18 protein-coding genes are annotated in these 19,493 nt (G+C 39.9%); 11 read left to right on the top strand and 7 right to left on the bottom strand.

From position 1 onward, the window contains the following. Window positions 1–47 precede the first annotated feature (47 nt). Entirely contained in the window at window positions 48–695 is a 648-nt protein-coding gene (locus tag MTP09_RS07680) for a LolA family protein (protein WP_243547639.1), read from the bottom strand. A gap of 65 nt (window positions 696–760) precedes the next feature. Beyond that, complete coding sequence (locus tag MTP09_RS07675) at window positions 761–3,229, bottom strand: FtsK/SpoIIIE family DNA translocase (protein ID WP_243547637.1); 2,469 nt, start codon at window positions 3,227–3,229, stop codon at window positions 761–763. 331 nt (window positions 3,230–3,560) lie between these two features. On the opposite strand from MTP09_RS07675, the gene MTP09_RS07670 reads away from it, so the two are divergent. From MTP09_RS07670 to MTP09_RS07650, 5 genes are all read left to right on the top strand, one after another. Further along, window positions 3,561–5,570 carry a urocanate hydratase gene (locus tag MTP09_RS07670; protein WP_243547635.1) on the top strand — a complete coding sequence of 670 codons (2,010 nt, stop codon included), beginning with the start codon at window positions 3,561–3,563 and terminating at the stop codon, window positions 5,568–5,570. 110 nt (window positions 5,571–5,680) lie between these two features. Next, entirely contained in the window at window positions 5,681–8,584 is a 2,904-nt protein-coding gene (locus MTP09_RS07665; RefSeq protein WP_243547633.1) for a T9SS type B sorting domain-containing protein, read from the top strand. 118 nt (window positions 8,585–8,702) lie between these two features. Next, window positions 8,703–9,056 carry a DUF2200 domain-containing protein gene (locus MTP09_RS07660; RefSeq protein ID WP_243547630.1) on the top strand — a complete coding sequence of 118 codons (354 nt, stop codon included), beginning with the start codon at window positions 8,703–8,705 and terminating at the stop codon, window positions 9,054–9,056. Window positions 9,057–9,173: 117 nt separating this feature from the next. Next, complete coding sequence (locus MTP09_RS07655; RefSeq protein WP_243547628.1) at window positions 9,174–9,599, top strand: SRPBCC family protein; 426 nt, start codon at window positions 9,174–9,176, stop codon at window positions 9,597–9,599. Between the two features lie 41 nt (window positions 9,600–9,640). Then, complete coding sequence (locus tag MTP09_RS07650) at window positions 9,641–10,366, top strand: nitroreductase family protein (RefSeq protein ID WP_243547626.1); 726 nt, start codon at window positions 9,641–9,643, stop codon at window positions 10,364–10,366. Here MTP09_RS07650 and MTP09_RS07645 read toward each other — a convergent pair. From MTP09_RS07645 to MTP09_RS07635, 3 genes are read right to left on the bottom strand one after another with little or no spacing between them, the layout of a single operon-like run. Continuing rightward, the gene (locus MTP09_RS07645) at window positions 10,363–11,079 is read right to left on the bottom strand and encodes a LytR/AlgR family response regulator transcription factor (protein ID WP_243547625.1); all 717 of its coding nucleotides are present in this window, start codon (window positions 11,077–11,079) and stop codon (window positions 10,363–10,365) included. The genes MTP09_RS07650 and MTP09_RS07645 overlap by 4 nt on opposite strands. Continuing rightward, window positions 11,076–11,861: a sensor histidine kinase gene (locus MTP09_RS07640; RefSeq protein ID WP_243547622.1), complete on the bottom strand. Its 786-nt coding sequence runs from the start codon at window positions 11,859–11,861 to the stop codon at window positions 11,076–11,078. Before MTP09_RS07640 ends, MTP09_RS07645 begins: the two co-directional genes overlap by 4 nt. After that, a complete protein-coding gene (locus tag MTP09_RS07635) occupies window positions 11,848–12,162 on the bottom strand; it encodes a hypothetical protein (RefSeq protein ID WP_243547620.1) in 315 nt (104 codons plus the stop codon). Before MTP09_RS07635 ends, MTP09_RS07640 begins: the two co-directional genes overlap by 14 nt. Before the next feature lie 83 nt (window positions 12,163–12,245). Between MTP09_RS07635 and MTP09_RS07630 the strand changes: the two genes are divergently transcribed. Together MTP09_RS07630 and MTP09_RS07625 are read left to right on the top strand one after the other, a co-directional pair. Then, window positions 12,246–12,698 (top strand): DUF420 domain-containing protein, encoded by a 453-nt coding sequence (locus MTP09_RS07630; RefSeq protein WP_243547617.1) that lies wholly within the window; start codon window positions 12,246–12,248, stop codon window positions 12,696–12,698. Window positions 12,699–12,722: 24 nt separating this feature from the next. Then, complete coding sequence (locus tag MTP09_RS07625) at window positions 12,723–15,128, top strand: TonB-dependent receptor (protein ID WP_243547614.1); 2,406 nt, start codon at window positions 12,723–12,725, stop codon at window positions 15,126–15,128. On the opposite strand, the gene MTP09_RS07620 is transcribed toward MTP09_RS07625, so the two are convergent. Then, the gene (locus MTP09_RS07620; protein ID WP_243547612.1) at window positions 15,125–16,684 is read right to left on the bottom strand and encodes a S41 family peptidase; all 1,560 of its coding nucleotides are present in this window, start codon (window positions 16,682–16,684) and stop codon (window positions 15,125–15,127) included. The two genes, MTP09_RS07625 and MTP09_RS07620, sit on opposite strands and share 4 nt — an antisense overlap. 97 nt (window positions 16,685–16,781) lie before the next feature. Beyond that, window positions 16,782–17,387: a bifunctional nicotinamidase/pyrazinamidase gene (gene pncA / locus MTP09_RS07615; RefSeq protein WP_243547610.1), complete on the bottom strand. Its 606-nt coding sequence runs from the start codon at window positions 17,385–17,387 to the stop codon at window positions 16,782–16,784. 122 nt (window positions 17,388–17,509) lie between these two features. On the opposite strand from pncA, the gene MTP09_RS07610 reads away from it, so the two are divergent. From MTP09_RS07610 to MTP09_RS07595, 4 genes are read left to right on the top strand one after another with little or no spacing between them, the layout of a single operon-like run. Beyond that, the gene (locus MTP09_RS07610; protein ID WP_243547607.1) at window positions 17,510–18,046 is read left to right on the top strand and encodes a YfiT family bacillithiol transferase; all 537 of its coding nucleotides are present in this window, start codon (window positions 17,510–17,512) and stop codon (window positions 18,044–18,046) included. Continuing rightward, a complete protein-coding gene (locus tag MTP09_RS07605; protein WP_243547605.1) occupies window positions 18,040–18,504 on the top strand; it encodes a DUF1569 domain-containing protein in 465 nt (154 codons plus the stop codon). The genes MTP09_RS07610 and MTP09_RS07605 overlap by 7 nt, the downstream gene beginning before the upstream one ends. After that, window positions 18,501–18,875: a bacillithiol system redox-active protein YtxJ gene (ytxJ, locus tag MTP09_RS07600; RefSeq protein WP_243547603.1), complete on the top strand. Its 375-nt coding sequence runs from the start codon at window positions 18,501–18,503 to the stop codon at window positions 18,873–18,875. Before MTP09_RS07605 ends, ytxJ begins: the two co-directional genes overlap by 4 nt. 6 nt (window positions 18,876–18,881) lie before the next feature. After that, window positions 18,882–19,481, top strand: coding sequence for a Crp/Fnr family transcriptional regulator (locus tag MTP09_RS07595; RefSeq protein WP_243547601.1), 600 nt, complete (start codon window positions 18,882–18,884; stop codon window positions 19,479–19,481). The last annotated feature ends 12 nt before the right edge of the window (window positions 19,482–19,493 follow it).

Raw genomic sequence — 19,493 nt, 5'->3', positions numbered from 1 at the left:
GTCACAAAAGTGTTTTCTTCTGTGACTTTAAAATCTATGTTTTCAGTTTACAGCTCAGTAACGATATAGTTTTGGTAATCGCCTTTGTTGAAGGTAAACATATTGCTGTTTAAGCTTTGGTTTTCCCTGTAATCGCTGATTGCTATTACAGAAACCGAGTTGTCGGTGGAGAATTGCTCCAGTTTTACCAACTGTTTTCTGGTGCTGTTTACAAAAAGGTTTACTTCTTTAATCCCGTTGTTTTTGGTCGGCGTAAGTTTGATGTAGTCGGCGTTTACACCGTTTACATTAATTTTTCCGACATATTTTACATTGTAACCTTTCTTGTATTCCTCAATATAGTTTAATGGAGAGAACATTTGGTCGCTTCCTGTTGGTTTTGCGATGGTCACTTCCTGGTCTTCCGAAGAAATATTGTAAACTTTGTTTCCGTCGTAAATCTGCTCAGTTCCCATGATTTTCAGCTTGTACTTGTCTTTTGCCGAATAGAAAATTCCGGGTTCGGTTTTCGTTACATTTTTTCCTGTCCCGGTTCCGTAAACAAATTTAAAGTAAACGTTATTCTTTGATTTATAATTGCTGGAAACCGCATCCAGGATCGTTTTTGCTTTGGCGTCAACTTTCTGTGCAGAAAAACTTGCGGCAGTAGCTAACGCGAAAATTCCAAGGGTAATTTTTTTCAACATATCTTTCATTTCTTTCTTTTTTAATTTTTGATAGAATTTTTGCAGTAAAGTTAAACTATTGTTTAAAGTTTCTATTACTTGCGCAAATCTTCCAAAAACTGTTCCAAAGAATTCAGATCGCTGATCAGCACGTCTCTTGCTTTCGCTCCGTTGAAGCCGCCCACGATTCCGCTCGCTTCGAGTTGGTCCATAATTCTTCCCGCTCGGTTGTATCCGAGTTTTAATTGACGTTGCAACATCGAGGTCGAACCTTGCTGTGTTGAAACAATAATTCTTGCTGCATCTTCGAAGAGGGCATCTTTTTCGTTCGGATCAAAAGTTCCGGCAGAAGAGGTGGATTCCTCACTCGTGTATTCGGGAAGCATGAACGCACTTGCATAACCTTTCTGTTCGCCGATAAATTCGGCAATTTTCTCAACTTCGGGAGTATCGACAAAGGCACACTGCAAACGCAGGATTTCATTTCCGTTAAAGTAGAGCATATCGCCTTTTCCAATTAATTGATCAGCTCCTGGCGAATCCAGAATAGTTCGCGAATCCACACCCGAAATCACTCGGAAAGCGGCTCTTGCGGGGAAATTCGCCTTAATCATCCCCGTAATTACATTCACTGATGGACGCTGAGTTGCCACAATCAGGTGAATTCCAACGGCTCTCGCTAACTGAGCTAATCTGGCAATTGGGAGTTCAACTTCTTTTCCTGCAGTCATGATCAAATCAGCAAATTCGTCCACCACCAGAACGATGTACGGTAAATAACGGTGGCCGTTTTCGGGATTCAGTTTGCGCTCAGAAAATTTCTTGTTGTATTCCTTGAGGTTCTTGCAGAAAGCGTTTTTCAAAAGGTCGTAACGCGTATCCATTTCCACGCAAAGCGAGTTCAGCGTGTTGATTACTTTATGGGTATCGGTAATAATCGCATCGTCTCCATCGGGAAGTTTTGCGAGGTAGTGTCTTTCGATTTTTGAATACAATGAAAGTTCCACTTTCTTAGGATCGACCATTACAAACTTCAGTTCGCTCGGATGTTTTTTATAAAGGAGTGAAGTCAAAATCGCATTGATCCCAACTGATTTTCCCTGTCCGGTTGCACCCGCCATCAGCAAATGTGGCATTTTCGCCAAATCTGCCATGAAAATTTCGTTGGAAATCGTTTTCCCGAAAACTACAGGAAGATCCATTTCTGAATTTTGGAATTTCTGTGACGCAATCACACTTCTCATCGAAACCATCGAAGGATTTTTTCTCGGAACTTCGATCCCAATCGTTCCTTTTCCAGGCATCGGTGCGATAATTCTGATTCCTAATGCGGAAAGATTCAAAGCGATATCGTCCTGCAATTTTTTGATAGAAGCCACTCGGATTCCTGCTTCTGGTACGATTTCATATAAAGTAACAGTCGGTCCTATTGTCGCCTTGATTTCTGCGATTCCAACATTGAAATTTTTCAGCAAACCGACAATCTTATTTTTGTTTTCCTCCAATTCATCTTTATTAATGGAGATTTCTTCGTTGCCATAATCTTTCAGCAAGTCGATTGGCGGCATCTGGAATTTGGCGAGTTCAAGTTTGTGGTCGTAAAGTCCATGCTTCTCCACCAATTCTTTGGATTTGTCGTCAACATCGTCAATCACATCGACAGTTTGTGCAACTTCTACTTTAAAGTCAATATCATCAGTTTTCAGGGAAGAAGTAGTGGAAACAGGATTTAGATTCACTGAGTTTCCAGCAGTTTCTGTGACGGTAACTTTTGATGGAGTTTCTTCGAATGACGTTTGATTCGGAGTCTTGATGGTTTCAAAAGTATTGGCAAAATCTGTTTTTGGCGCAGGTTTTTCAGGGATCATTTCGTTACCGTTTTCGTCTTCATCTTCATCATCTTTGTGAGCTGATTCTTCCAACTCGTCGTCTGCCTCGAAGTTTTCAGATGAATTCGGCATCATCGATTTCACTTTACCTAAAGTATTTTCGTTGAGTTCGTTCAGTTTGGATTTTACATTGCTCGGATTCAGGTTAAATTCAAGAATGAAATACAGCGTGATACTTGCAACAATCGCCAACCAAAGTCCGACCGTGCCGATCACCGAATTCAGAAAATCCATAATCTGGAAACCGTAAACGCCGCTCAGTACACCTTCTCCTTTCGTAACCGCTCCCATAAAAATTGGCAGCCAACAGATGAAAAACAACGAGTGACCAATTGTTTTCCACGGTTTGAAATAATTTTTCTTGAGGATCAGCATTCCAAAAACGAAGAACAGAAATGCCAGAATAAACGCAGCAACTCCGATGCTTTCGAAAATGAAGAAATTACCGAGCCAGTCACCGATTTTCCCAAAGATATTCGAGGATTTCACGGTTTTATCGAGCATTGTTCCTGCCTGACTTTGGTCCGCCTTCCAATTCATCAGATAGGAGATGAATGAAAACGCCATCACTACAGAAATAATGATAAAAAGGATTCCGAAAAATATGCGTGGTTTAGAGAGGATTTTATTTTGTTCAGCGGGAGTTTCCTGTACTTTTTTAGTGTTCTTTTCCATAATATCAATGTGGACAAATTTAACAATTAAAATTAATAATTTTCACAATGTCGCCGATGTTTTGCGCACTTTCACTAAAAAATAAATCCTGAGGAAATCACTGCTGCAATTCCAAAACAAAACGGGAGAAAAAACCTTGGAAGTTGGTAGCGTAATTCTATGTTATACTTTGATATGGCAGCTGTTTGGTACGAATAAGAGTATGCTTCGTTGCAGCTAAAAAGATTTGAAACATAAAAAATTGTTTTGTATTGGCGGTTTTAAATATCTTTAAGACTTCAAAATTTGAATAGAAAACGTCAAATTTCAAACCTCAAATTTCTAATAAATAATGACCTTTCAAGAACAGATTAAGCAGGGAATCCCAACCGAATTACCAAAACCAAAACCTTTTGAACCTCAAATCAATCACGCTCCGAAACGTAAGGAAATTCTTAATGAAGAAGAAAAGAAACTCGCTCTGAGAAATGCCTTGCGCTATTTCGAGCCGAAATTTCATTCGGAACTGATTGAAGAATTCAAAAAAGAACTTGAGGATTACGGAAGAATCTATATGTACCGTTTTCGTCCCGATTATGAGATGAAAGCAAGACCGATTTCTGAATATCCTGGAAAATCTGAACAGGCAAAAGCGATTATGCTGATGATTCAGAACAATCTCGATTATGCAGTCGCTCAACATCCCCACGAACTGATTACTTACGGCGGAAATGGTGCGGTTTTCAGCAATTGGGCACAATATCTTCTGACGATGAAATATTTGTCGGAAATGTCGGATGAACAGACATTAGTAATGTATTCCGGTCATCCGATGGGATTGTTTCCTTCGCATAAAGACGCGCCAAGAGTTGTGGTGACGAACGGAATGGTGATTCCAAATTATTCAAAACCTGATGATTGGGAAAAATTCAATGCGTTGGGTGTTTCACAATATGGACAAATGACGGCGGGAAGTTATATGTACATCGGTCCGCAAGGAATTGTGCACGGAACGACGATTACGGTGCTGAATGCGTTCAGAAAAATTGGAAAATCTCCAAAAGGTGGTTTGTTTGTAACTTCAGGTTTGGGCGGAATGAGTGGAGCACAGCCAAAAGCCGGAAATATTGCAGGTTGCATCACAATTTGCGCTGAAGTAAATCCAAAAATCACCAAAATCCGCCACGAACAGAAATGGATTGATGAAATTCACGAAAACCTTAATGAATTAGTTGAAAGAGTAAGAAATGCACAACAAAATCAGGAAACGGTTTCTCTCGCTTATCTTGGAAATGTAGTGGAAGTTTGGGAAAAATTTGCTGAAGCCGGTTTGAAGATTGATATTGGTTCCGATCAGACTTCTCTTCACAATCCTTGGGCAGGAGGTTATTATCCGCTTGGACAAAGTTTTGAAGAATCTAACAAAATGATGGCGGAAAATCCTGAATTATTCAAAGAAAAAGTTCAGGAAAGTTTAAGAAAACATGCTGCAGCAATCAATAAACACACAGCCAACGGAACTTATTTTTTTGATTACGGAAATGCATTTTTGTTGGAAGCAAGCAGAGCAGGAGCCGATGTATTGGCGGAAAATCCGGCTTTGGGACGCGAATTCAGGTATCCAAGTTATGTTCAGGATATTATGGGACCGATGTGTTTTGATTATGGTTTCGGTCCGTTCCGATGGGTTTGCACCAGTGGAAAACCTGAGGATTTGCAGAAAACGGATGATATTGCGACTTCAGTATTAAATGAAATAATGAAAAATTCTCCTGAAGAAATCCAACAACAAATGGCGGATAATATTCAGTGGATTAAAGGTGCGCAGGAAAATCATTTAGTAGTCGGAAGTCAGGCGAGAATCCTTTATGCCGATGCAGAAGGAAGAATGAAAATCGCTGAAGCTTTCAACAAAGCCATTAAAAATGGAGAAATTGGACCTGTAGTTTTAGGTCGGGATCATCACGATGTTTCAGGAACAGATTCGCCTTACCGTGAAACTTCCAATGTTTACGACGGTTCAAGATTTACCGCAGATATGGCGATTCACAACGTCATTGGCGATTCTTTTCGCGGAGCAACCTGGGTTTCCATTCACAACGGAGGTGGCGTTGGTTGGGGCGAAGTGATCAACGGCGGTTTCGGAATGCTGCTTGATGGAAGTGATGATGCCGACAGAAGATTAAAATCCATGCTTTTTTGGGATGTAAACAACGGAATCTCACGAAGAAGCTGGGCAAGAAATGAAGGCGCGATTTTCGCGATAAAACGCGCGATGGAAGTAGAACCGAACCTAAAAGTGACGCTGCCGAATTTGGTGGATGAAACTTTGCTTTCAGCCATCGAAAGGGAGAATAGTTAATGTGATTGAAGGCAACAACGGTGAAACAATCTGTTAAACTTGTGTAAGTAATCCGATTTTAAATCATCCAAAATTCTTTACTTTGATAAAAATTAATCTTATTGCTACACATGTTTAGCAAAAAACACATCATCCTATTATTAACGATTGTTTATAAATTATGCACGGCACAGACATTCAGTGGTGCAGGAGGAATTATTGCTAAAAATGACTATACTGTTTTTGATATTCCTGTTAATGGAATCGGTAATTTAGACTCCAATCATGGCTTAGAAAAGATTTGCATTAACTTAAATTTTCCTCATGATGAGAATTTAAAAATAGTTTTACGTTCACCTTTCGGTTCAATGATCACTCTAAGTGAAAATAATGGTGGACAAGGTTCAGACTATATAGGAACATGTTTCGATGGAGTATCAACAAACACAATTATTTTAGGACAAGCTCCTTTTACTGGCAATTTCTTACCGGAAAAATCATTAGGAAATTTAAATAATAATAAATCTGGAGATGGAAACTGGTCCCTCATAATTTGGAATAATTCAGCATCATTATCGGGAAATTTGATTGATTGGACTCTAACATTTGGAGACAATCCTGTAGTCACACCTCCCGATCCGCCATATCCGGATTGTACTTATAGTATCCCGACAACATGTGCCGATGAAGCTTTTTGTGATTATGGGAAATCATTTTGTGGAGTTTATGATAACACGGTTCGTAATGGCAAGAAAGGTTACGTAAAATTCAAAGCATCCGGAAAAAATGCTTCTTTCAGAGTTTGGATAAAAAATGCAGGAGCAGACAGAGACTTGGGAGGTTATTTGCCAATCGAGCTTTATGTCAGTATTTATCGTTCAGATTGTATCAGTGCGGGATCTCAACCATTGGAAACGTATACTTTACCCTATAATCTAAATTCTATTCCAGATACAAATTATTATGATATTAAGATTAATGATATTTTGGAAGAATGTCAATTATATACCATTAAACTTGAAGGCATTAATAATAGATGCTATTTTGAATATGCGATTACACAAACATCGGGAATCAACACAAAGGAAATTGTTGTAGATCCTCCATCTGCAAAAATATGTGCAGGAGATTCGGTTGATTTAAGTGTAACGCAAGGTTGTGGTCCATTTGTTTGGAGCCCATCTACAGGGTTAAATACTACATCGGGTGCTCATGTTGTAGCTTCACCTACCGTAACAACGCTATATAAAGTATCATCTACCGGTGTATGTTCCAAAACGAAAGATGTTTTGGTAGAAGTCGTTCCGAAACCTATTGCCAATGCAGGTGCAGATCAGACGAAATGTTCAAATATTTTTCAGATGAATGCCAGTGTACCCGCATCGGGAGAAAATGGATTTTGGCAAATTATCTCCGGGAATGTATCGCCTAATGTTTCTTCAGATCCAAAACAAATTTTTGTCTTAAGTTCTCAAACAGCAACATTGCGTTGGACTGTTTCAAACGGTATTTGCACTGTTTCTGATGATGTGAAATTAGTGAATACATTACCGTCAAATATAAATCTTAGCTTTAGTTACGAATCTCCTGTTTGTATTAAAAAATATAATTTTTTATCACCGCAATTACCAGCAAATTTTTCGGCAGGCGGTACTTTTTCATCAACTTCCGGGTTAGTGGTCAATCCATTAACGGGAGTGATTAATTTGACTCAGTCATCGCCCGGAAATTACATCGTAAAGTATAATAAATATGTAAATCCAACATGCGGAATTGTTGATTATGGCGCTTTTGTTGAAATAAAGCACTACACAAATCCCATACTTAATTTTAACTTTCCAACTACAATTTGTAATGATGTGATTTCTGTTTTGCCTACGCTACCTACTGGTTTTCAGTTGGGGGGAACATTTTCTTCTTCGAGCTCGAATTTATCTATTGATGCAACAACCGGAATGATAGATGTTGCAAACAGCCAAAATGGGGTGTATACAATTACTTACCATTATCCTGGATCTTTGGTTGACTGTATTGCACCAAATACGTATTCACAACAAGTAGCTATATGGTCAAAGCCACAATACTTTCAAAATTTGGATGTTTTCAGCTGTAATATCTCTGGAACGGGAATCGGAAGCTTTGATTTATTATCAACAAAAGCATCATTAACTACAGAAACCAATGCAACTGTAACCTTTTTTGAGACTTTACAAGATGCGGAAATGAATCAGAACCCAATTACTAATACAAGTTCTTATCCCAATGAAGTTCCTGATCATGACATCATATTTGCAAGAATTTCCGTTCCCAACAAATGCACAGTATATGCAACACTGGATTTGTATGTTCGAGAAAATGTATATTCAGATACTTTGGGTGAAGGTCCTTATTATGTTTGTGGTGGAACTATATTAGAATTGGATGCAGGCGAAGGTTTTTATAGTTATGAATGGTCGCCCACAAATGAAACTACCCAAAAAATTAAAGTTAATACTCCTGGTGAATATTGCGTCAAACTCACTTCAACTGAGGGTTGTTCGTTTGTGCAATGTGTTTTAGTTAAGGAAGCAAATTTGCTGGAGTTTGAAGTAGAAATTACTTCCAACCACTTAGTAGTGCATGTGACATCGGGAAATGCTCCCTTTGAATATTCTTTGGATGGGATTACATGGCAGAATGAAAATCAATTTCCTTATTCAAAAGGCGATACGATTACTATTTTTGTAAGGGAAAAGAGCAAACAAGGTTGCGTAGCGTCGAAAACAATCCATATTCCCTTTATTCCGAATGCGATAACTCCCAATGGTGATGGAATAAATGATTTTTGGGATTTAAGTACATTAAGTTTTTATTCAGGAACCATCAAGGTGAAACTATTTGATCAATATGGAACGTTAGTAAAGGAATTAACCATTAATGATGGGAAAAACCTTGCAAATATTGAAATCAAATTACCTACTGGATCATACTGGTATCTTATTGAAATTCCTAATTTTGCTTTACTTAAAGGTTGGTTACTGGTTAAAAATAGATGATCGTTCGTTGACTTACATTGAAATCTAATGTTGAGAAATCTATCATCGCTATTTTGTACAATTCGCATAGCGACGAACGATTTATTAAGGTTGGAATTCAATCCAACACCCAAAAGAAATGGAAAAAAATTACGACCGCGTTTTCAAAATGTCCTTCGCAAGTGTGTACCCCCATTATGTGAAAAAAGTGGAATCCAAAGGAAGGACTGTTGCCGAACTTCACGAAGTTATTTCATGGTTGACTGGCTATTCCGATAAAGAAATCCAGAAAATAATTGATGAAAAAATCGATTTCGAAACTTTCTTTAATAATGCGAAACTCAATGAAAACGCTTTAAAAATCACCGGCGTCATCTGTGGTTACCGAGTTGAAGAAATTGAAAATCCATTAATGCAGAAAATCCGATATTTAGATAAACTGATTGACGAATTGGCGAAAGGGAAGGCAATGGAAAAAATCTTGAGAAAATGAAAAATTCCCCTCCTTTGGAGGGGTGTCCGAAGGACGGGGTGGTCAGAAAAAATCTTTACTGACAAAACTTTCTAAATTTCTTATGACTTGTTAAGGCAATACTAAAAAAAATTAAAAATGAAAAAACTCCAATTTACCATACAAATCAACGCTCCAAGAGAAAAAGTTTGGGAAGCGCTTTGGAATGATCAAAACTACAGAGAATGGACTTCCGTTTTCCACGAAGGTTCGTATTACGAATCGGATCTGCAGGAAGGAAGCGAAATCCTGTTTCTTTCTCCCGGCGAAAACGGAATGTTTGGCGTTGTAGAAAAAATGATTCCTTTTGAAAAAATGTATTTCAAACACAAAGGAGAAGTGCACAGTGGCGAAAAACAACAAGCAACCTATGGAAATGAAGCCATTGAACAATATGATTTGACGGAAACCGACGGCAAAACCGAACTCACCGCAACCATGAATGCTCCGGAAGAATATATCCCATTTTTTGCAGAAGTGTTCCCGAAAGCGTTGGAAAAAGTGAAAGAAATTGCAGAAAAATAAAGTATTTGGCGAACCTGTTCGTCTCTTCAAAAAAGACTCCAATGACTTTCGACGAAATTCTCCAATACCGCCGTTCTGTACGCCATTACGACGAATCTAAAAATATCGATCCCGAAATTGTGAAACACTGCATCGAATTGGCGACACTCGCTCCCAATTCGTCCAATATGCAGTTGTGGGAATTTTATCACATCACCGACGCTGCAACTTTGAAAAAGCTTTCTCACGCCTGTCTCGACCAACAAACAGCAACCACCGCAAAACAAATGGTAGTCTTTGTTACACGACAGGATTTGTTCAGAAAAAGAGCAAAAAAAATGCTCCAACTCGAGACAGAAAATGTTTTGAAAAATTCGCCTTCCGAAAAGCAGGCAAAACGCATCAAACGCTGGGAACAATATTATAAAACCGTGATGCCCTTTCTGTACGCCAAATTTTTCGGAATCCTTGGACTTTTCAGAAAAATAGTGATGTATGGAGTGGGGATTTTCCGCCCGATAACCTACGAAGTTTCGGAAAATGATACCAGAGTCGTGGTACACAAAACCTGCGCGTTGGCTGCTCAAACCTTTATGTTGGCAATGGCAAACGAAGGTTACGACACCTGTCCGATGGAAGGTTTCGACAGCATCCGTGCAAAACGAATCCTCAATTTACCATTCGGTGCTGAAATCAATGTGATTGTGTCCTGCGGAATTCGCAAAGAGGGCGGAGTTTGGGGCGACAGAATGAGGGTGCCGTTTGATGAGGTTTACAGGAGAATTTAAATTAAGTTTTCTTTCCGTTTTTCAAATTCGTCACGGAATTTTCCGGTTACGCTGAAGTTGCGGTCGCCAATCGAGAGCGTATTTTTGCCAAATGAAGAAATTTTGTCGGAGTTAATAATCTGTGAACGGTTAATCTGAATAAAATTTTCCGGCAGCACTTCCCGGAATTTTTTCAGCGTAATCAGCGGAATATAGGGAATATCGCGGTCTTCGGTGTAAATTTTCACATAATCCTTCATACTTTCGGCAAACAGAATTTTGGATGGCTCAAAACGGATTTGCCTTGCATCCACTTTCAGAAAAAAATGCTGGTTTTCGCTGGTTTCCGTATTCGCCAGTCTTTTCAGTTCGGTGTTTTTCATGGCTTTTTCGGCGGCGGTTTTCAGTTCTTCAAAACTGTAGGGTTTCAGCAGAAAATCGGTGGCTTCCACTTTAAAGCCGTTCAGCGCATATTTTCCATAAGCCGTCACGAAAATGATTTCCGGTGTTTTGACAAAATTATTCACGATTTTGGTGAACTCCACTCCATTGAGTCCGGGCATTTCGATGTCTGAAAAAATACAGTCGGTTTCATTCTCAGAAAGAAATTTCAGGGCCGATTCGGCGCTTGAAAACGCACCTTTTACTTCCAGAAAATCAATTCTGGACGCAAATTCCTGCAGCAGTTTCAGTGCGGGCGGCTCATCGTCGATTAAGATGCAGGTGAGTTTCATTTCAAATCAATTTTCAGTGAGCTGTGGTAGCGGTTGTAATTAATTTCGGAAAAATAGTCAAACTTTTTCGGATAAAGGATGTTCAGACGTTTCACGGTATTTTCAATTCCGATTCCGCTGGTTTTTTTATGGTTCAGATTTTCGGTGATGTCGTTTTCTGTCTCCAGCAGCAACGTTCCGTTTTCACATTTTATTTTAATAAAAATATAACAGGACTTTTCCGACGAAATGCCATGTTTGAAGCAGTTTTCAACGAAAGTAAGCAAAATCATCGGTGCAATTTCAGCATCGGAGCAGTCTTCAGGAATCTGAGTTTCCAGTGTAACATTTTCCGGCAGGCGCTGCTGCATCAGATCCAGATAATTTTTAACAAATGAAATTTCATCAGTCAGTTTTACCTTCTCCAGTCCGTCTTCATTCATCACGTATCGCATCATTTTTGAGAGTTTCAGCAGTGCGTCTTGCGATTTTTCTATATCAAAAAAGGTGAGGGAATAAATGGTATTCAGGGTGTTGAAGAAAAAATGTGGATTTATCTGCGCTTTCAGTGTGTCGAGTTCTGCCCGTGATTTCTGTTCCTGCAGAATGATGTTTTTCTTTTCTTCAATATTTTTTTTGATGATGATTCGAGATGCCAATCCGATAAAATACATCAGTGCCGACAGCATAAAAAGATAGAGCGGTATCAGTACTCCACGGCTTTTCGGAACATAAGGTTCGTTCGGTTTCAGCGATTTGTGAATGAGTTCCGCCAAATTCAGCCGGTCTTCAATAAAATTCATCAGAAAAATCAGCGAAATGCTCACCGCAAGCAATGACAGGAAATAAAGTATACTTTTTGGTTTCGTAGAATTTCGGAAGCAGAATTTTACTGTTCAGATAGTAAATTCCAAACAGCATCAGGAAGAGAAATCCATGGTAAAAATGGTATTCCAGAGGCAAATTGGCGCGGTAAGCCATAGGAATTATCACCAGCATCACCGCGGCCAAAATCAGCCAGCCGATGACGGAAGTGATGAATCCTGTATTTTGTGTCCTGATTATCAAAGCGGATGCAAGATAATTGTTTTGAAATAATTGCATCGCTGATTCGTCGGGGAAAATGTGTTTTTCGTCCGATATTTTTGTGCAGCAACCAGCAAATTACCATTTTTACACAAAAAAATATGAACACAACCGTAATCATTATGACTGCTGTGCTCATTCTCACACTTGCATCGCCTGTTTTTGCGGTTTACGCCGTGAAATTTGCAAAAAATAAAGATTTTGAAACCCACAAAAAATGTCAAACCTGGATTTTCGGAATTTCGGTTCTTGGCGTTATTGTTTTGGAAGGATTAATCAGGGTTTCGGGCGGTTCGGGAAGCCTGTCGGGAATGAGCCCTCACGCGGGAACTTCGCTTTTTAAAACAATCCTGATTGCACACATCATCGGTGCCGTTCTTACTTATATTTTGTGGACGTATCTCATCATCGTCTCAAATAAAAAGTTCTCTAAAACACTTCCCGGAAATTTTTCAGCAACGCACAGAACATTGGGGAAAGCCGTCCTGATCGGACTGATTTATACTGCTGTTTCTGCGCTGATCGTATATCTGATGACGCTCGGTTTGGTTTAATTTTTAAAATTTTATACAATATTTATGACTGTATTTTTTGCCAGAATTATCTTAATTATATCGCTTTTTTTTGCTGCCCTTTTTTCATCGCAAACAGGAAGCATCAACATCAACGTTTTTGATGATTTTTCCAAAAAACCTTTACCGGCAACCGTCAAGATCAGTTCGAGCGGAGAGACTTTTTCAGCGAACGGAAATGTTTTGCTCAAAGATTTACCCGCAGGAAATTACAGTTTCCAGATCAATTCAGAGGGTTTTGAAACGGGAACACTCAACGATATTAATGTGGTTCCGAATCAGAATCTTACTTTTTCAATGGGTTTAATGAAAAGCAATTCGCGAGAAACAGATATCGAAACCGTGGTTATTAAAGGAAAAACCTATAAAACCACCGCTGAAAGTCCAGTTTCTCTGAGAAATATTACGAGTGAGGAAGTTCAGAAAAATGCCGGCTCCAACCGGGATATTTCGAAGGCGATCCTTTCGCTTCCGGGAGTTGGGACGACGGCGACTTTCCGAAACGACCTTTTTATCCGCGGCGGAAGTTCGGCAGAAAACAAATTTTATATCGACGGAATCGAGGTTCCCGTGATCAATCATTTTCAAACGCAGGGAGCGAGTGGCGGACCGAAAGGAATTCTGACCATTGATTTTATTAAAGATGTCGATTTCTACAGTGGTGCTTTTCCAGCAAAAAGAAATGGTACGCTTTCGTCCTTGTTTGAGTTCAATTTGAAGCAGGCGCGAAAAGATAAAATCGGCTATAAAGCGGTGATCGGTTTTGATGATATTCAGTTGATGGCGGATGGTCCGCTTTCCAAAGACCAAAGCTGGTCAGGACTTTTCAGCGCGAGAAAATCGAATCTTCAGTTCCTGTTCAAAGCGATGGGAGTGCCGTTTTTGCCTTCGTACTCGGATGCGACGGTGAAGGTTTCCAAGAAGTTCAAGTCGGGTGACGAGCTGTATTTTATAGGTTTGGGAGCACTCGACAATTTTAAATTCAACACGAAAGCCAACGAAACGCTCTACAATTTAACACTGATTGAGCGACTTCCCGTTTCGCCACAGTGGAATTATACGATGGGTGCAGGTTACCGCCATCTCACCGAAAACGGAAACTGGCTCTTCACCTGGAGCAGAAATATGCTCGACAATAAAGCCACGAAATATTACCGAAATATCGAAGTTTCCGATAATTTATTGCTGGATTACCACTCGAAAGAGGCAGAAAACAAAATCCGGATCGACCGAAATTTCCGGTTGGGAGATTTTCAGCTTTCATCAGGTACCAATGTGAATTTTGCCAATTATTTCAACCGTTCCAATCTGAGGATCATTACCCAAAACGGCCCCGCTCTCGACAATTATCTTTCGGAAATGAACCTTTCGCAGTACGGTTTTTACCTTCAAAGCGCTACAAAATTATTGGATAATAAAGTGGAAATTTCCGGCGGATTCCGAATTGATGGAAGCGATTATTCAGATTTAACTTCCAATCCGTTGGAGCAGTTTTCTCCGAGAATTTCGATGAAATTCAGATTTGCCAACCAATTTGCCTTCAACCTGAATGGCGGTATTTATTATATGCTGCCTTCTTATACGGCTTTAGGATTTCTTCAGAATGGCGACTTCATCAACAAAAATTCTCTGAAATATATCAGAAATTCGCAGGTTGTGGGCGGTTTGGAATTTAACGGAAACAATAATTTAAGAATCACTGGCGAAACCTATTACAAGAAATATAAAAACTATCCGTTTTCGCTGCGCAACGGAATTTCTTTAGCGAATTTGGGAGGCGATTTTGGAGTGGTAGGAGCTGAACCTTTGGACAGCAGAGGTTTCGGTGAAACTTATGGTTTCGAAATTCTGGCTCAAAAAAGAACCGTAAACGATTTCTACGGAATTGCTTCCTACACTTTCGGGCAATCGAAATTTAGTGATTTCAATGGCGATTTAAAACCTTCAAGTTGGGACAGCCGGCATATTTTTTCATTAACTGCAGGTAAATATTTCAAACGAAACTGGAATGTCGGAGTGCGTTTCCGTTTGCAGAGCGGACTTCCGGAAACGCCGTATGATTTGCAAAGAAGCCAGTTGGTGAATATCTGGAACATCGCCAATTCGCCGGTTTCCGATTATGCTTTACTGAATTCACAACGCGGAAATCTGGTGCATCAACTCGATATCAGAGCCGAGAAAAAATGGATTTTCAACAAATGGCAAATGACGTTTTATGTAGATGTCGTGAATGCTTATGGTTCGCAAAAACCAAGCGCGCTTCCTGTCATCGCTTTGGAACGTGATGCCAACGGAAACGGAATTATCGTGAATCCATCAGCACCGCAAAACGAGCAAATCTACCAGCTGAATTACGGTGAAGCCGACCGTTCAACGCCGCTTCCTTATTTCGGATTTATTTTTGAGTTTTAGGGTTTGATTTCGGAAATGGATTTCTTGTCCTGTTTGATGAGTTCCATCACGGTATCCAACTGCACATCTTTTTTCTGAAGAATTTCAAGCAAAGTGGGGGTGATTTCTTTATCGGGAATCACCCCTTTTTTGGTGTTGGTGAATTCGATATTCGGTTGAATCAGCATTAAACCAATCGGAAGATAAAGCCGTGAATTCGGAAGTTTTTTGGTGGAATATCTTCCAGCAACCGTGCCGTCGTTGGCGCCGCCGGTTTCTTCACCGACCAAAAATGCGCGTTGGTCTCCTTTCAGTTTTGATGGGAGAATTGCTGCCGCCGAAAAACTGCTACCGTTCATCAGCACATAAACTTTTCCCTCGAAATTGTTTTTCTTTACTTTCTTAATGGAGAAAATTCCGTTGTTCCTCAGATAAAAACGGTCATCTTTTTTCTTGACGGAAAGTGCAGTTCCCAACCAATAAAATGGATATCCGACAACCGCCAATGGTTTATAAATCCACGAAAACTCCGAAAAGTAATCTGCCTGAAACATTGCTGAACGTGAGGTGACTTCGATATCGTTAATAAATTTGAAATCCTCTTTCGCGAGGTAAGAATACAGGTTGTTGATCTCATAAAGTGAGCCGCCCAGATTATCGCGGATGTCGAGTACCAGATACTTTGCAGGTGATTTTTTGAGTATGGCAAAACTTTGCTTGTAAAATTTTCGGGAGAAAGTTCCCGAAAAAGTCTTGATCTTCATATACGCAACCGACGAATCTTTCACGGGAAACTGCAGGTCGCGGTTGTAACTTTTAGTGATGATGTTGTAATCCTTGGTTTTCCCTGTCTCGCTTTTGGTGATTTTCTTGTTGGCTGATTCTTCTTTTTTCCTTTCCTCCTTCGACATTTTTTCGCGGTGCAGGTAGAAAGTTTTTGTGGCATTATTCAACTTCGTCTCGAGTTTTACGGAATCTAAAATCCCGAATTCTGCTGTGAAAAAAGCAGGCCATCTTCGTGCAAGCGAATATTTTTGGAAAGTTTTGTTGAGACCGTCACTGTTGATAAACGGGTGATACTTCTGTAAAAGGTCTTTCAGGGGAATATCCTTAATCTTCAGGATTTCGGTTCCCACGTCCATATTGGCGATTTTCTCGGTATTGTCTAAAACGAAAATTCTGTTATCATCCACCACAAAGTTGAAGCGGCTGAGCAAACCTTTCTGGTTCTTCAGATTTTCGATTTCCTTTTTGGTCAACCGTTTTTCGAGAGGGTAGAGCCGAAGATGCCCCTGTTTTACTTTAGCGATAACGGGCGCTAATTTTTGATAAAAATCGTTGGGTTTTAAAGGAGTTTTAATTGTGGTTTTAATGCTGTCGAACTTGTAATCCAAGCTGTCCTGAGAAATATACCAGTACAGTTCTGGATGGAGCTTCTGAAGTTTTTGGTAGGCGAAGTCGACATCTTTTTTCAGTTTTTCCGGCGCGATGGGGATTTCACGTTTTTCGTTGTGCTTCTTCACGGAAACACAGGATGCCAAAAACGAAAGAGTCAATAAGTACAGCAGTTTTCTCAAAAAAAATTTTCTTTAAAAATATAAAATTCTTAAGAGTAGTCCACAAAAAAAATTCCGCGGTAAAGAGAAGTTTAATTATTTGATGTTGAAAACCACTTTATCCCAAAACAGTCACCGCATTTTGCAGCATTTCGTAAATGGCGTTCTTTCCATTATCGGGTTTCACGTTTACAGCGCGCGTTCCGTTGAAATGCAGACACGTCACATAACCCAAATTCGCTGCATCGAGACAGGTGAACTTCACACAGTAATCCATAGCCAAACCAACAATTTCTACCAATTGGATGTCGTGGTATTTCAGGAAATCATCCAAGCCGGTTTTCACGAAATGGTTGTTGTCCTGAAATCCGCTATAGCTGTCAACATCGGGATTTTTTCCTTTTTGGATGATGTGTGTCACTTTATCGCGGTTCAGGTCTTTATGAAACTCTGCCCCGAAAGTTCCCTGCACGCAGTGATCTGGCCACATAAATTGCGGCAAACCATTGAGGATAATGGATTCTCCGACTTGCTTACCGTTGTTGGAAGCAAAACTTTTGTGATTTGCGGGATGCCAATCTTGCGTCAGAACAATCTGATCGTATTCATTTTCTTCCATTAAAAGGTTTATATAAGGAATAATCTCGTTCGCTCCGGGAACAGCGAGAGCGCCGCCTTCACAGAAATCATTTTGCACGTCAACGATAATCAGGGCTTTTTTCATTGGATTAAATTTTGTTTAAGTATTTCATTCAAGGCAAATTTTTGATAAATTTACATCAAGATCGCCACAAAATTTCAGCCAAATAGAATATTCAGCCAAATCGTCAAAACTTTAAGAATAAAATGGACAACTTAGAACATAAAAAATATCCCATCGGAAAATTCGAGGGACCACAAAATATCTCGGATCAGGAAATCGACCACCATATCAAGGTGCTAAAGGATTTCCCAGCGAGATTAAAAAACCTTGTTGAACACTGGAGCGACGAACAACTCGACACGCAATATCGGGAAGGAGGATGGAGAGTTCGACAATTAATCAACCATCTTGCAGACAGCCATATGAACAGTTATGTGCGTTTGAAACTGGCATTAACGGAAGACAATCCCACCATTAAAACCTACGACGAAGCAGCTTGGGCAGAATTGCAGGACAGCTTCACCATCGAAATAAAACCCGCTCTGCAAATGCTCAAAGGTCTCCACAAACGTTGGGTTTACGAATTGAAATCCATGACCAACATGGAATTTGAAAGAACTTTTTTCCATCCCGAACAAAACAGAAATATCTCGTTAAAAGAGAATCTCGCTTTCTACTCATGGCATTGCGATCATCATTATGCGCAGATTGTAAACCTGAAAAAAGAGAAAGGTTGGTAAAATACAAATCACTGCTCGATCCCGAAATTCGGAAAGAAACCGAACGCAGAATCTTGGCTTTGAATAAAGAATGTTCGCCAAAATGGGGACAACTCGAGGTGTCGCAAATGCTTTATCACTGCAATAAAGTGTTGATGGTGGCAATCGGAAAAATCATTCTGCCAAAAACTAATCCTGTGATTTACGCCATCGGGAATTTGACCAAGATCGAGATGAGAATCTTTAATAATGGAATTCCGCACAATATGCCGACTTTCAGCAAACTGATTGTGAAGGAAAATTGTAACTTTGGGGAATCGAGAGATCAACTCCTGAAAACCCTTGGAGAGTTCTGTGAAATTGCAGAAAGCGGCAAACTCCCAAAAAAGCACGAACTCTTCGGAACAATGACCACGAAAGATTGGGGTTTTATGGAGCACAAACATCTTGACCATCATTTAAAACAGTTTGGAGTATGAGTTTTTTTGACAAAATATTTGGCGGTTCCGACGCGGAAAAAGATTCGGTTAATTTCTGGCATTCCATCGAATCGGAAAGCGATCTGAAACAAGCCGTAAAAAAATCCTTTGAAAAAAAGGTGGCGATTTTCAAACATTCCACAAGATGCCACATCAGCAAAACGGTTTTGAGAAACTTTGAAAAAGAAGTGCAGAATTCAGCACAGGATGCGGAGTTTTATTTCCTCGACTTGTTGGCACACCGAAATCTTTCCAACAAGATTGCCGATGATTTTGGTGTTCAGCATCAAAGTCCGCAACTTATCGTTCTGGAAAATGGAAAAGCTGTCAAAAATGCGTCCCATCATTCAATTTCACTTGATTTAGTTTAAAGTTTAATGGAAGAAAAGCTGAATATCACCAATTACCTCTCGGAAGTTTTGGAAATTCCGAAGGAAGCCGTTTCTACCTGCACCAGTCACTATACGGCAAAAAAAGTTGCCAAGAACGAATTTCTTCTCCGCGAAGGTGAAGTCTGCAACCAGACGCTTTTCGTGGAAAAAGGTTTGCTGAGAATGTATTCCATCGACCGGAACGGAAAGGAACACATCATACAGTTTGCGCCTGAAAACTGGCTGATTTCTGACCGAAGCTCACTCTACTTTAACGAAAAGTCCAAATATTATATCGAAGCAGTGGAGGAGTCGGAAGTTCTTTTATTGAAAAACGATTTCTTTACGACCATCAATCAGCAGTTTCCGCATACCGCGGAAAATAATGACCTGCTTTTGCAGAAACACATCAGGAATTTGCAGAACCGAGTGAATTCATTGTTGGCAGAAACCGCCGAGGAACGCTATATGAACTTCATCAAAATGTATCCCGACATTTTGCTGCGCGTTCCGCAATGGATGGTCGCTTCCTATCTGGGAATTACGCCTGAAAGTTTAAGCCGTGTGCGAAAGGAATTGGCGCGGAAGAATTTCCAAACCTCATAAATAAAAAAAGGA

It is taken from the genome of Chryseobacterium suipulveris (assembly GCF_022811685.1).
Taxonomy (GTDB): Bacteria; Bacteroidota; Bacteroidia; order Flavobacteriales; family Weeksellaceae; genus Kaistella; species Kaistella suipulveris.
Note: the sequence above shows the minus strand (reverse complement) of the source record. Positions and strands in the feature narration are given on the sequence as shown.